The following is a 12,982-nucleotide window of genomic DNA, read 5'->3' on the forward strand; positions in this document are numbered from 1 at the left end:
CAAGAAGCCCCCTGTCTACAGACAGGAGGCTCCCAAGTTAGTCGCGCATGCGGACGATTAATTTGCCGCGCACTTTGCGTGTTTGTAGCTGTTCCAAACCATCTTTTAACCGTTCGAACGGCAAGACGTCCGTGACGAGGTCGTTCAATTCACCCGCCTCGAGCAGCTTCATCATCTCTTCGGCCATATACGACAAGTTACGGATGGCCCGCTCGTTCTCACTCGCATGGGCCGCACCAAGGGCGACTTCATGAATCGACGGTGACAGCGTGAACCCTTTCATGTTCGACATGTCAGGTGGACCGGCGATATAAGCGAGCTGTCCACTGAATGCGAGCCGGTCGAGATCGGCCGTCGCCACATCGCGTCCGACCGTGTTCAAAATCAGGTCGACACCGCGACCGTCTGTCAGTTCCATGATTTTCTCCGTCACGTCCTCGACGTTGTAGTCGATGGCGACATCGGCACCGAGTGATGTGACCCAGTCAAAGTTTTCCGGCGATGCGGTCGTGAACACTTTAAGCCCAAGTTTTTTGGCGAGTTGAATCGCGTAACCACCGACTCCTCCCGCTCCGGCGTGGACGAGAATCGTCTCTTTGTCGCGCGTGTTCAACTTCTGCATGATAGCCTCATACGCTGTCATGCCGGCACAGAGGATGGCCGCAGCGGCCTCGTCGCTCACTTCCGGCGGAACGACGGCGCAAGCACGCGCATCGACGACCGCATACTCGGCGAAGCCGCCGTTGTTTCCAAGACTCGTATGGACGGCGACACGTGAACCGGTAATGATATTGGCGATGCTCGAACCGACTTCGACGACTTCCCCGACGAGGTCGACGCCGAGAATGTGTGGGTACGACCAGTTCGGGTTGCCGTTCGTGCCGACTTTATAGTCGACCGGGTTCAACGCGACCGCTTCGACTTTGATGAGCAGTTCGCCCGCATCTGGTGTCGGCCGCTCCACCTCACCGATGTGTAGATATTCTAATCCAGGTTGATCAAGTAGCCAAGCCTTCATGCTCAATACGCTCCTTCCGAATACGTCAGTTCATAGGAATGCGAGTAGATTTCGACGAGGTTGCCGAACGGGTCTTCACAATACACCATCCGGTACGGTTTATCGTCCGGGTAATATTCCCGGATTGGCATCCGTTGTTTTCCGCCATGGGCGACGATTTTCTCAACGAGCCCTTCGATGTCCGGGTCTTGAACACAATAGTGGAAAATACCCGTCTTCCAAAACTCGAAATTATTCTCCGGCTTCTCATTGTTTGGGAACTCGAACAGCTCGATGCCAATCTTATCACCCGTCGACATGTGGGCGATTCTGAAGCTGCCCCAGCCCGGTCCGAATACGTCCGTGCACATGACACCGATCGGCGAGTCGTCCTCGACGACGTCCGATGGTTGCATGATGGTGTACCAGCCCATCACGTCCTCATAAAATTTAACTGCTTCGGTCACACTCGGGACCGATAGCCCGATATGTGAGAATGTACGTGGATATGTCACTGTCATCCGCTCCTTTTTGTTTGCTCAATTTGATGGATAACGATACGATACCTTCATCGAAGCAATAAAAAAAGTACGCACATTCAAGTAACTACCCGAAAGCGAGGCGAATTGAACATGACGACCCCGTTCCCCGTCAATAAGGCGCTCGACATCATCGGCGGTAAATGGCGGCCTCAAGTGTACTGTACGCTCGAGAACGGCCCGCGCCGCTTCTCGGAGATTCAGCGCGCCATCCCTGACGTCAGCCGTAAAGTGTTGACCGACCAACTCCGTGAACTCGAACAACTTGGCATGGTCCGCCGCATCGACTATTCGACCGAGAAACAGCTTCACGTCGAATACTCGCTCACCGAGGACGCACTCAGCCTGCAACCAGCCATGAAGGCGCTCTGCTCTTGGGGCGAGACACACGACGAATAAACCCGCGCCGAATCCGGCGCGGGTTTTGTCATGCCGCGAATAGGCTGATCAGGTTTCCGTCCGGGTCGATGACGATGGCGTAACGTTGTCCCCAAAACGCATCCCACGGTTCGCGGTGCGAGGCATGGCCTTGCCCGACGATCGCTTCATAGCGCGCATCCAGTTCATCCCGACTGTCGCACAAGAAGGCGAGTTCGACCCGGTGCCCCGTCGCCGGTTTCCATTCCCCATACACCGACTCCGCCACTTCGACCGTATCGAAGGCGAGCCGGACACCGCCATCATCGATTTCGACGTGCGCTTCCCCATCCATCGCTTCCGGGATCGACAGGCCGAGCAAACGGTAAAAATCGAGCGCCCGTTTCATGTCTTCGACGACGATGCCAATCATATCTAGCTTGATTCCCATGTGATCACCTCATTTTCCAAGTTGGTGGTGCTATGATGAGTGTAGCACTACATCCTGCTCGTGAAACGAGGAAATTCAAATGACCCATCAATTCGCTGTCCTGACCCAGCCACAGGCGGAAACGATCGCCTACACGTGGCATTACGAAGGCGATTATGCGTTTTACAATATGGAGGCCGATCAGGACGATTTGGCCGAATTTTTAGACGCCGAACAGCGCGGACAGTCGGTGTTCGCCATCACCTCAGACGAGGAATTGGTCGGCTTCGTGAGCGTCGCGCAAGCGGATGCCGAGACGGTCGATATCGGGCTCGGCATGAAGCCCGATTTGACCGGGAACGGGAGCGGACGAGCGTTCGTCACATCGATTCTCGACTTCGTCAAAGCGACGTACTCACCTCATCGCATCACCTTGTCCGTCGCCGCCTTCAACGTGCGGGCAATCCGTGTCTATGAGTCGTGCGGGTTCACGCAGACCGGTTCGTTTCCACAACCGACGAACGGGAGCACGTTCACTTTCATCCAAATGGAACGTCAAGAAAGTCCTCAGAACCAACCGTTCTGAGGACTTTTCCTATGTGAGCTGTTTCTTTTGGATGTATGACAAGCCGAGCGCCGCAATCAAAATCACCCCTTTGACGATGTCTTGGGCGTAATACGGCACGTCCCACATCGTCAGCCCGTTCAGCAAAATCCCAATCAAGATGGCACCAATCAACGTACCGACGACGTTCGGTCGCCCGGTCCCGAAGACGGCGTAGCCGATATAGGCGGCCGCGACGGCGTCCATGAGGAGCGGTGCTCCGGCCGATACTTGTCCGGTACCGATGCGCGACGCCAAAATGATGCCGCCGATGGCCGCGAACAGACCGCTCAACACGTACGCGTACAGTTTGATCCGTGTGACGGCGATGCCGGAGCGGCGGGCCGCCTCGACGTTCGAGCCGACGTAATAAAATTCGCGTCCCGTCTTCGAATACGTCAAAAATAGATGGGCTCCGGCGAAGAAGAGAATCATCAAGATGGCGACGAATGGAACGGGACCAATCGAGCCTTGGCCGATGAAGAGGAACGACGGGATGAATCGTCCCGGTGCCGTCCCTCCTTCAATCGGCATGTTGTCGTAGATTGAAAAACCTTTCGTATACGTCAATTGGACCCCGTTGATGACGTACATGATGGCGAGCGTCGCGAGCAAATCCGGTAACCGGAACTTGATCGTCACGAGCGCGTTCAACAGCCCGACGAGCACGCCGAGGGCAATCGGGACGAGCAAAGCGACGAGCAGTTCTTGACTATGTAACACGAGACTCGACGCCGCCCCGATTGTCGCGAGGCTCGCCGTCGAGCCGACCGATAAGTCGAATCCGCCGACGATGAGCGAGAACGTCACCCCGAGGGCGAGAAGCGAGACGATTGACACGGACTTGATGATGTCGCTGAAGTTCGCGTACGTCAGAAACTGGTCGTTCGTCACTCCGAAGACAGCGATAAGTGCGAGAATCGCGAATAGCGTCCCATATTGACCAATTCCGCTGAAGCGTTTCGTACGTTGTTTTAAGACGAGTTGGGCCATGTTAGGCGCCTCCTTTCTGTTGCCAACGGCCGCGGTCGAGCCAGAGCGTCCGGTTGGCGACCAATTCTAGTTCGTGCGGTTCACTCGAGGTGAAAATGACGGTTTTCCCGTCTTTGGCGAGACGCGTGACTAGTTCATAAATATCCCGTTTCGCCGTCACGTCGACGCCTTTCGTCGGTTCGTCTAGCAAATAGACGTCCCGGTCCTCGAGGAGCCATTTGCTGAGGACGACTTTTTGTTGATTCCCCCCGCTCAGCTCTCGGACCGGTTGCCCGACCTGGTCGTATCTCACTCGCAGCGAGGCCAAGACGCGTGTGACCGCGTTCGCCTTCCCTTCAATCGCGAGGACGTTCCGTTCAATCGAATCGTCGAGGAAAAGCCCCTGTTTCCGGCGTTCTTCCGGTACGAGGGCGAACCCGGACCGGACCGCCTGACGTGGTTCACGAATCTTGATTGGTTTCCCCTCCAACGTCACTTGTTGTTCGACACCGGAGAGACCGAATAGCGCCTCGATCAACTCCGTCTTCCCGCTCCCAGTGACGCCGCCGATGCCGACGACTTCACCTTTATACGCCGTGAACGAAAGCTTCGTCCCGAACGTCGGTAACGTGAGCTCTGCCTGAATCCGCATCTCGGTTTCCGGAACGGCTTTCGCTACCGCTTCTGCCATGTCGGATCCGCTCAAATACGTATGGATCTCCTGTTCTGACAATGCCTGAAATGGCCCTTCGTAAGCGATGCGCCCGTCCCGGAGGAACGTCGTCGTCGTGGTGACGCGCGACAGTTCGTCCGACCGGTGCGTGATGAGAAGAATGCCGACACCGTCCTCTGCGAGCGACTGCAGTAATTTGAGCAGTGACGTCGCATCATCTGTCGACAGTGCGGCCGTCGGTTCGTCGAGCAAGAGGTAAGCCGCATCACTCGCGAGCGCCCGGGCAATCAAGACACGTTGCTTGACGCTGAGCGGGAATCGTCCGACCGGTTCGGTCACATCAAGATCCAGTCCGACGCGCTCCAAGTAGGTGGCCGCTCGCTGTTTTAGCTCACGAGGACGAATCCGTTCGACCGCCTGCCACGGCACGACGTTTTCATAAATCGGTAAATCGAGATAGAGGGCGTCATCGACTTCTTGCGACACCGTGATGATCCCACGGCGTATCGCCTCGGCCGGTGTGAATGTGACCGGTGTCTCATCGAGCTCGATCGTCCCGGATGTGGGGGTGATGGCGCCACTCAACAGCTTCACGAGCGTGCTCTTTCCGGCCCCGTTCAATCCAAGCAAGCCATGAATCTCGCCACGTCGGAGCGTGAAGTTGACATCGTCGAGCACGGTGACGTCGCCATAACGTTTCGTGACGCGTTCCAGCCGTAACATCAGTCCGTCCCTTTCATCCAGTCCGACCAGGCCGCGTCTGACGCGCCCCAGTTCGGGACGTATTGGCCGAGGTCGTCCATCGTCACTTTTTCGTCCGGCAAGACGTCACGGTCGACGAGATACGGATCGACCGAATGAATCGACGGCGTCTCTTCACCCGCCAGTTTTTGATACGCGTAACGGACTTGGATCCGTCCGATTTCAGCCGGATCCGTCGCCGCCGTCACTTTCCACGGGCTGCCGTCCTCTTGCATGAGTTGAAGGTCTTCGTCACTCAAATCGATGCCATAGACGGCGATTTCATCGCGTCCGGCCTGTTTGATGGCACGGCTCGCCCCTTTGGCGAACTCGTCCCACATCGCGAATACGGCATCAATCTCGCCTTCCGGATACTTCTTCAAGATCGCTTCCATCTGGCTCTGTGTGTCGAGCGCCGTATTGTTCGTCGCCGAACCGAACTTGGCGACTTCCGTGATGCCTGGGTAGCGTTTCAAGAACGCATCATAAATCGTGTGGCGTCGTTCCATCGGTGTGAAGCCACCGACCCAAATCGTGACGATTTTGCCTTCGCCGTCCAAATCTTCGGCCAGTGCCTTGAGCGAACGCCAAGCGAGCGAATAGTCGTCCTGGTCGATGACCGTCACCCCGTCGTTCGTCAAATCATTGTCGAACGCGACGACTTTGATGCCTTTGTCGAGTGCGCGTTGGACCGGTTCTTTCAATGCATCGGCGCGGCCATGGTCAATCAAGATGACATCGACGCCTTGCGTCGTCGCCGTGTCGACGTAACTCGCCATCTTCGACAGATCGTTGTCGGCGTTGTACACTTTCACGTTGCCGCCGAACGATTCGACTTGTTCCGTCACCCCATTGATATACTGCGACGAGAACGTCCCGATCGACATCTGCATGATGAGGGCGACATCGATATCTTTTGGCAACGTCCCGTTCGAGACCGAGACGGGTTTCGTCTCTGCCGTCTTCTCGGCCGGCTTCGATGGGGCCGCTTGCTCGTTCGTGCAACCGACGAGCGCCAAGACGAATGTGAATAACAAAATCAAGAGTTTTTTAGACATGAATCGTTCCCCCTACATGATGTGTGATGGCGGCCTCTGTCGGTTCGAACACACCCGCCTCGGTGATGAGTCCGGTGATGAGATCGGGCGTCGTGACGTCGAACGCCGGATTGAAGACGGTGATGCCGACGGGCGCCGTCGGTTGACCACCGATATGTGTGACTTCTGACGGGTTCCGCTCCTCGATTTCAATCGTGTCATCCGCCGTCAAATCGAACGTCGAATGCGGCGCAGCGACGTAGAACGGAATGCCGTAATGCTTGGCGAGGACGGCGAGCTGCAACGTCCCGATTTTATTGGCGACGTGCCCCGTCCGTGTGATGCGGTCGGCTCCGACGATGATGGCATCGACTCGTTTCGACTGAATCGTCCAAGCCGCCATATTGTCGGTGATGAGCGTCACGTCGATATCGGCCCGGTCGAGCTCCCAGACGGTGAGGCGTGCCCCTTGCAGGAGCGGCCGCGTCTCACAGGCGAAGACGTTGAAGGATACACCGCGTTCTTTTCCGACGTAAAACGGGGCGAGCGCCGTCCCGTAACGCGATGTCGCGATGGCACCGGCGTTGCAGGTCGTCAACACGTTCCCCCCGGCCGGCAACACCGTCAGTGCATGCTCGCCGATGGCCCGGTACGTATCGACGTCCCGGTCGTACAAAGCGATGGCGCGGCGTTTGATTTCCTCGGCAATCGCCTCGAAGTCGTCCCCGACATTTAAATCAAGGAGCGATTCGATCACGTTTTGCAGATTGACCGCTGTCGGCCGGGTCGCGATCAAGCGGCGTCCGACGAGGTCGAGCCGACGCGTAAAGTCCGGATCGTCGACTAACCGGCCCGCCTCTTTGGCGAGGACGAACGCCCCGAAGTATGCGATGGCCGGGGCGCCGCGGACTTGGAGCGTCTCGATGGCATGTTCGGCCTGTTCGAGCGTCTCAATCGTCACGTACCGCTCTTCATGCGGCAACAACGTCTGATCCAATACGATGAGTTCGTCTGTCTGTGAATGGAAACGGATGTTTTGAACCGTCATACGCGCACCCCCGACAGGAGTGTCACCAAGTCGTCAATCGATTCGACGCTGTGGCGTTCTTTAATGAGCGCCGTCCCGAGGGCGAGCGCGTCACGTTTTCGTTCGAGCCGCGTCGCTTCCGGCAACGTCTCGAGATCGGCGACACCGGCCAGTCCGACGGCACGGCGAATGAGTTCGCAACCGGCGTAGCCGATCGTGTCGCTGAAAATCGTCCGCAACAACTCGTCGACGAAACCAATCGTGTTGAACGGCTCGACGGCGCGTTCAAAATTGGCCCGAAACGTCTTCTCGAACGTCTCCCACACCGTCAAGACGTCCGTGAAACGCTCGAAGCGTTTGAGCGGGTCATGGAACGTCGACAGCGTCAAATGGGCGATGATTTGGCCGAGGTCGAAGCCGAACGGTCCGTAAAACGCGAACTCTGGATCGATGATTTTCGTCTCTTGTTGAGTCGCGAAGATGCTGCCCGTATGTAGGTCTCCGTGCAGGAGTGCCTCATGTTTCGTGACAAAGCCGACTTTCAGTTTCGTCACCTCGACTTTGAGCGCTTGGTCTTGCCAAAGGCGTTCGACATCTTCTCGCAGCGCCGTCTCGATGTTGTTCGACTCCGCGTCTTTGAACGGGTCGGTAAAGATGAGTTTCTCGGTGATGTCACACAGTTCCGGGTTGTAATAGTCACGTTCAATCCGCTTCTTCGCGATCGGCCCGGCCGCGTAATCCGACGTCGCGAACAGCGTCTCGCCTAAAAATTCACCGACATGGCGGGCAAGTTCAGGATACGTTTTCCCTTCCAAATAGCCAGTCCGAACGATCTCAAAATCTGACAGGTCCTCTAAAATCGTGTAGGCGAGCGGGCGGTCACTGCCAAGCACGACTGGCACGAAACGAGGGACGACGTTGGCGAATTCGCGCAACGCCAACTGCTCGATCCACGCCCGTTCAAGTGTGAGCGGCCAACTTTCGCCGACGACTTTCGCATATGGGAGCGCTTGTTTGACGATGAGACTCGTTTCGCCTTGTCGGATGCGGAAAACGAGGTTCAAATTGCCGTCCCCGATCTCCTCGCAATGCGTGATGCCTCCGTCTTCGATTAACCCCAACGTTTTCACATGCTCGACGACGGTCTGTTCTGTAAATGGTTGATATGACATAATGTTTTCCCCTTCCTGTACGTTGCCCATAAAAAAAGCCCCTTTCTCCGCGAGAAAGAGGCACAGCCAAACTGGTTGTTCCTCTCATCTGTCAGACATTCGTCTGGTGGATGTAGCACCGTGCCTAGTGGTCGGTTGCTGCGGCGTCATCGGGCCAATTCCCTCTGCCAACTCGCGATAAGAGTGGTTTATTCGATTCGGTGAACTTATGTGCTGAATATTACGGACTCGACGTCACGATTGTCAACGGCAATTTCCCGATGCAACTTCGTCTTTTTTTGTGCATATATGGAAACAACTTTCCAAAATATTTTTTTTGGAAAAAAAGGAATTGACGATGTGACGATTCTGTGCAAAAATTCAATTAAATTTCACAACTTCAAATCACATTCTTATCAAGAGCAGACGGAGGGACAAGCCCGATGATGTCGCAGCAACCGACCAGAGATGGCACGGTGCTAATTCTTGCAGCGTAAGCTGAGAGATAAGAGTTCATTTTTTTTATGATGACCTCTTGCCTCGGCATGGGGTCATTTTTGTTTGCCTGGAAGGAGGAACCATATGAGTATCACTGCCACATATGAAATCAAACGGACGGACGCGGTCGCGACCGTCGCCAACAAGATCGCCCTCGAGCTGACCGTCGGCACATGGACGGACTTGCCTCACTTAGAGCAAGAGCAGTTACAGGCGTTCCGAGGTGAGGTCGTATCAACCACACATACGGACACGACGAGCCGCTTCACGATCCGCTATCCGTTACATAATGTCAGCCCTGACTTTTCATCCATCTTGACGACGACGTTCGGGAAACTGTCCCTCGATGATTCGGTCCGATTAATCGATTTGACGTTGCCGGAGACGCTCGCCTCTGATTTCAAAGGCGCCAAGTTCGGTGTCGACGGGATTCGTGAGTTGCTCGGCGTTCAGGATCGCCCGCTCGTCATGAGCATCTTCAAAGGCGTCATCGGCCGTGACCTCGCGTTTCTCGAGCAGCAACTCCGCGATCAGTTCGCCGGTGGCATCGATATCGTCAAAGACGACGAGATTTTATACGACAACCCGCTCACCCCGTCGCTTGAACGGGCCCGGATCGGAGCGGACGTCATTCAAGCCCACTTCGAGGCGACCGGGAAACGCGTCCTGTACGCCATCACGCTGAGCGGCCCCGTGTTCGGTCTGCGTGACCAGGCGCTCCGTCTCATCGAGGCCGGTGCGACGGCGCTCCTGTTCAACGTCTATACGTACGGTCTCGACGCACTGCGCGAACTCGCGAACGATCCGGATATCCACGTCCCGATCTTGGCACATCCGGCCTTTGCCGGCGCCTTGACCGGATCAATCAGTCATTCGCTTTTGCTCGGTAAACTCCCTCGCCTCGCCGGGGGCGATTTGACGCTCTTCCCGTCACCGTACGGCTCACTTGCGACACCGCGCGACGAGGCGTTCGTGATTCGTGACCAGAGTGCCGAACCACATTGGTCGAAGCCGATTTTGCCGGTCCCGTCCGCGGGGATTCATCCGGGACTCGTCGCCGATATCATTCGGGACTTCGGGACGGATGTCGTCATCAACGCCGGCGGTGGCATTCACGGTCATCCGGACGGTGCAGCCGCCGGGGCTCGTGCGTTCCGACAAGCCATCGCTCACGTACTCGGTCAAACCGAAGGGCAGACGGACGAGCTCGATACCGCGTTGAAGGCGTGGGCGTCACGATGACGGCCCATATCCTCTGCGACTTTGACGGGACGATTACGGCGGAAGACAATATCATCGCGTTGATGAAGGCGTTCGCCCCGCCGGCTTGGGTCGAGTTGAAAGACGCGGTCCTCGAGCAACGGATTTCCATCCGATCCGGGGTCGGTCAAATGTTTCGACTGTTGCCGAGCGAGGCCGCCCCGGCTTACCGTGATTATTTGTTGGAGCGCATCACGCTCCGCCAAGGGTTCCCGGCATTTTTAGAAGAAGTTCGGGTCCATGGCTGGAAGTTTGACGTCGTCAGCGGCGGGATGGACTTCTTCGTGCAACCGGTCTTGGACGGGCATGTCGCCCCCGAGCATATCTACTGCAACGTCGCCGACTTCTCCGCTGAGACGGTCACCGTCGCTTGGCCGCACGCTTGCGATGAACAATGTACGAACGATTGCGGCTGTTGCAAGCCGACGCTCGCTCGCCGCCTTGTCAATCCCGCCGATCGCTTGATCGTCATCGGCGACTCGGTGACCGACTTCGAGGTCGCGAAGCGTGCCGACTTTGTCTACGCCCGAGGTCAACTCATCACGCTCTGCGAAGACGCAGGCATCCGTTACGCCCCGTTCGAGACGTTTGACGACATCACCCATCACTTGAAGGAGGTTGCCGTATGATCCTTGCCGCACGTTGGCTCGAACTGGCCGACATTAAAGACGAACTCGCCGCCCGCGACTGGTTCCCCGGAACGAGTGGGAATTTGGCGATTCGCGTTTCCGACGATCCGCTCGAATTTCTCGTCACGGCGAGCGGACGCGATAAACGAAAACGAACACCGGAAGACTTTGTTCACGTCGATGCGGCCGGACGCTTGATTGGCGAACAAAACGGTCGTCCATCCGCCGAGACGCTACTTCACGTCGAAGTGTTCAATCGGACGGACGCGACGTGTTCGCTCCACGTCCATACAGTCGACAATAATGTCATCTCCGAGCTCCATGCCGCCACCGGCGAAGTCGTCTTCACCGGCCAAGAGATCATCAAGGCGCTCGGCTTCTGGGACGAGGATGCGGTCGTCCGCGTACCGATTATCGAGAACCATGCGGACATCCCGACGCTCGCAGCCGCCTTCGCCCCTCATATCCGGGCAAACGCCGGCGCCGTCCTCATCCGCAATCACGGCATCACCGTCTGGGGCGAGACCCCGGCCGCGGCCAAACGTTATTTAGAGGCTTACGAGTTCTTGTTCAGCTATACGTTAAAACTACGCGCCCTAGGCGTCCATTCATAAGGAGGAACCAACCATGGCAACTGTCTATTTCCAACAAACCGAAGAACGTTACGTCAATCAAACTGAAGTGAGTGCCTTTTTAGAGTCACGCGGGATTTTATATGAGCAGTGGGATATCACAAAGCTCCCGGAAAACCTGCAAGAGAACTATCAGTTGACGGACGAGGACAAACAAGCGATCTTGTCGACGTTCCGTGACGAGATTCGTGACGTGTCGGAGCGCCGTGGCTATGAGACGGCAGACGTCATCTCGTTGTCGGATGCGACGCCGAACTTGGACGAACTGCTCGTCAACTTCCAAAAGGAACATCATCACACAGATGACGAGGTCCGCTTCATCGTCAGTGGCCATGGCATCTTCGCCATCGATGACGCCGAGCGCGGCTACTTCAACATCGAGCTTAACCCGGGTGACCTCATCTCGGTGCCGGTGAACACACGCCACTACTTCACGCTCCAAGACGACCGCAAAGTCGTCGCCGTCCGCATCTTTGTGACGACCGAGGGATGGGTGCCGATTTACGAGAAACAAGACGTGACAGCATGAAAAATGGTCTCTCGCCCAAAGGCGAGAGACCATTTTTTAATGTTTGGCAGCGGCTGTCGGTTTTGAAGAGAACCAACCCCATGCCGCGATCCCGACCATGACCGACCAGAAGAACACGGTCCACGCCGTCGAGTGGACGAATCCGTCCGGAAGACCCATGAATTCGAACGGTGTGCCGGCAATCAATTTCTTGAAGCCAGGGTGTTCGAGGACGAGCACCGTCAACTTCACGCCGACCCAGCCGACGATGATGAAAGCAGCTGTTTCGAGTGATGGGCGTTGATGCAACAACTTGACGAAAATACGTGCGGCGAAACGCATCAAGATGACCCCGATGAGTCCACCTGTCAAGACGACGAAGAACTGACCAGAGTCGATGCCGCCGATCTCACCGAGCCCGAGTGGCGGCAAGCTGACCGCGAGCGCGACTGCTGCGAGAATCGAATCGACCGCGAAGGCGATATCGGCGAACTCGACTTTAGCAACCGTCCACCAGAACTCTTTCTTCGTGACCGGCTTCTCCGTGATGGCCGTCTCTTCTTTCGCCTCAGCGGCGAGGTCTTGTTTCGGATCCATCTTACGGGCCTTATAGGTCATATACAGATGCCGCGCACTCATCCCGATCAAATAAAGCGCACCGAGCGCCTGGACTTGCCAGACGTTGATCAAGAACGAGATCAAGAACAAAGCGATGAAGCGGAAAACGAACGCTCCGAGTAATCCGTAAAATAGTGCCTTCTTCTGCTCTGTCCGTGGCAAGTGCTTGACCATGACCGCCAAGACGAGCGCGTTGTCTGCAGAAAGCAGCCCTTCAAGACCGACGAGTACGACGATGATCCAGGCGTACTGCAGGATTAACTGCCAATCCATTAAAACATCCCCTTTTTCTGTTGTGTTCCTTCATAT

Annotated in this window: 15 protein-coding genes and 2 riboswitches; of the genes, 6 read left to right on the forward strand and 9 right to left on the reverse strand. The window is 56.4% G+C overall.

Going from position 1 to position 12,982, the window contains the following annotated elements:
* Window positions 1–37: 37 nt before the first annotated feature.
* Both KNP78_RS05075 and KNP78_RS05080 read right to left on the reverse strand, forming a co-directional pair.
* Complete coding sequence (locus KNP78_RS05075) at window positions 38–1,018, reverse strand: zinc-binding dehydrogenase (protein ID WP_214753597.1); 981 nt, start codon at window positions 1,016–1,018, stop codon at window positions 38–40.
* A 2-nt stretch (window positions 1,019–1,020) separates the two neighbouring features.
* Complete coding sequence (locus KNP78_RS05080; protein ID WP_214753595.1) at window positions 1,021–1,512, reverse strand: lactoylglutathione lyase family protein; 492 nt, start codon at window positions 1,510–1,512, stop codon at window positions 1,021–1,023.
* 117 nt (window positions 1,513–1,629) lie between these two features.
* Between KNP78_RS05080 and KNP78_RS05085 the strand changes: the two genes are divergently transcribed.
* Window positions 1,630–1,935 (forward strand): winged helix-turn-helix transcriptional regulator, encoded by a 306-nt coding sequence (locus KNP78_RS05085; protein WP_138858700.1) that lies wholly within the window; start codon window positions 1,630–1,632, stop codon window positions 1,933–1,935.
* Between the two features lie 28 nt (window positions 1,936–1,963).
* Here the strand turns inward: KNP78_RS05085 and KNP78_RS05090 are convergent, their stop codons facing one another.
* Window positions 1,964–2,344 carry a VOC family protein gene (locus KNP78_RS05090; RefSeq protein ID WP_034779425.1) on the reverse strand — a complete coding sequence of 127 codons (381 nt, stop codon included), beginning with the start codon at window positions 2,342–2,344 and terminating at the stop codon, window positions 1,964–1,966.
* A 79-nt stretch (window positions 2,345–2,423) separates the two neighbouring features.
* On the opposite strand from KNP78_RS05090, the gene KNP78_RS05095 reads away from it, so the two are divergent.
* The gene (locus tag KNP78_RS05095; protein ID WP_214753593.1) at window positions 2,424–2,909 is read left to right on the forward strand and encodes a GNAT family N-acetyltransferase; all 486 of its coding nucleotides are present in this window, start codon (window positions 2,424–2,426) and stop codon (window positions 2,907–2,909) included.
* Between the two features lie 9 nt (window positions 2,910–2,918).
* On the opposite strand, the gene KNP78_RS05100 is transcribed toward KNP78_RS05095, so the two are convergent.
* Genes KNP78_RS05100 through mtnK form a run of 5 tightly spaced genes read right to left on the reverse strand, consistent with a single transcriptional unit; the run spans window position 2,919 to window position 8,549 of the window.
* Window positions 2,919–3,920 (reverse strand): ABC transporter permease, encoded by a 1,002-nt coding sequence (locus KNP78_RS05100; protein ID WP_214753591.1) that lies wholly within the window; start codon window positions 3,918–3,920, stop codon window positions 2,919–2,921.
* Window position 3,921: 1 nt separating this feature from the next.
* Window positions 3,922–5,295 (reverse strand): sugar ABC transporter ATP-binding protein, encoded by a 1,374-nt coding sequence (locus KNP78_RS05105; RefSeq protein WP_214753589.1) that lies wholly within the window; start codon window positions 5,293–5,295, stop codon window positions 3,922–3,924.
* The gene (locus KNP78_RS05110; RefSeq protein ID WP_034779430.1) at window positions 5,295–6,371 is read right to left on the reverse strand and encodes a sugar ABC transporter substrate-binding protein; all 1,077 of its coding nucleotides are present in this window, start codon (window positions 6,369–6,371) and stop codon (window positions 5,295–5,297) included. The genes KNP78_RS05105 and KNP78_RS05110 overlap by 1 nt, the downstream gene beginning before the upstream one ends.
* Window positions 6,364–7,398: an S-methyl-5-thioribose-1-phosphate isomerase gene (gene mtnA, locus KNP78_RS05115; protein ID WP_214753587.1), complete on the reverse strand. Its 1,035-nt coding sequence runs from the start codon at window positions 7,396–7,398 to the stop codon at window positions 6,364–6,366. Before mtnA ends, KNP78_RS05110 begins: the two co-directional genes overlap by 8 nt.
* Window positions 7,395–8,549, reverse strand: coding sequence for an S-methyl-5-thioribose kinase (gene mtnK / locus KNP78_RS05120; protein WP_214753585.1), 1,155 nt, complete (start codon window positions 8,547–8,549; stop codon window positions 7,395–7,397). Before mtnK ends, mtnA begins: the two co-directional genes overlap by 4 nt.
* Window positions 8,550–8,630: 81 nt before the next feature.
* Window positions 8,631–8,733: riboswitch (SAM riboswitch) on the reverse strand.
* Between the two features lie 205 nt (window positions 8,734–8,938).
* A riboswitch (SAM riboswitch) is annotated at window positions 8,939–9,040 on the forward strand.
* Between the two features lie 70 nt (window positions 9,041–9,110).
* Here mtnK and KNP78_RS05125 point away from each other — a divergent pair.
* The 4 genes from KNP78_RS05125 to KNP78_RS05140 are packed head-to-tail and all read left to right on the forward strand — an operon-like array spanning window position 9,111 to window position 12,076.
* Window positions 9,111–10,268 (forward strand): 2,3-diketo-5-methylthiopentyl-1-phosphate enolase, encoded by a 1,158-nt coding sequence (locus KNP78_RS05125; protein ID WP_214753583.1) that lies wholly within the window; start codon window positions 9,111–9,113, stop codon window positions 10,266–10,268.
* Entirely contained in the window at window positions 10,265–10,915 is a 651-nt protein-coding gene (locus tag KNP78_RS05130) for a 2-hydroxy-3-keto-5-methylthiopentenyl-1-phosphate phosphatase (protein WP_214753581.1), read from the forward strand. Before KNP78_RS05125 ends, KNP78_RS05130 begins: the two co-directional genes overlap by 4 nt.
* Window positions 10,912–11,529 (forward strand): methylthioribulose 1-phosphate dehydratase, encoded by a 618-nt coding sequence (locus tag KNP78_RS05135; protein WP_214753579.1) that lies wholly within the window; start codon window positions 10,912–10,914, stop codon window positions 11,527–11,529. Before KNP78_RS05130 ends, KNP78_RS05135 begins: the two co-directional genes overlap by 4 nt.
* A 13-nt stretch (window positions 11,530–11,542) precedes the next feature.
* Window positions 11,543–12,076: a 1,2-dihydroxy-3-keto-5-methylthiopentene dioxygenase gene (locus KNP78_RS05140; RefSeq protein WP_029594592.1), complete on the forward strand. Its 534-nt coding sequence runs from the start codon at window positions 11,543–11,545 to the stop codon at window positions 12,074–12,076.
* Window positions 12,077–12,112: 36 nt separating this feature from the next.
* Here the strand turns inward: KNP78_RS05140 and KNP78_RS05145 are convergent, their stop codons facing one another.
* A complete protein-coding gene (locus tag KNP78_RS05145) occupies window positions 12,113–12,946 on the reverse strand; it encodes a TerC family protein (protein WP_034779447.1) in 834 nt (277 codons plus the stop codon).
* Between the last annotated feature and the right edge of the window lie 36 nt (window positions 12,947–12,982).

The sequence above is a fragment of the Exiguobacterium sp. s28 genome, from assembly GCF_018618135.1.
Classification (GTDB): Bacteria; Bacillota; Bacilli; order Exiguobacteriales; family Exiguobacteriaceae; genus Exiguobacterium; species Exiguobacterium mexicanum_A.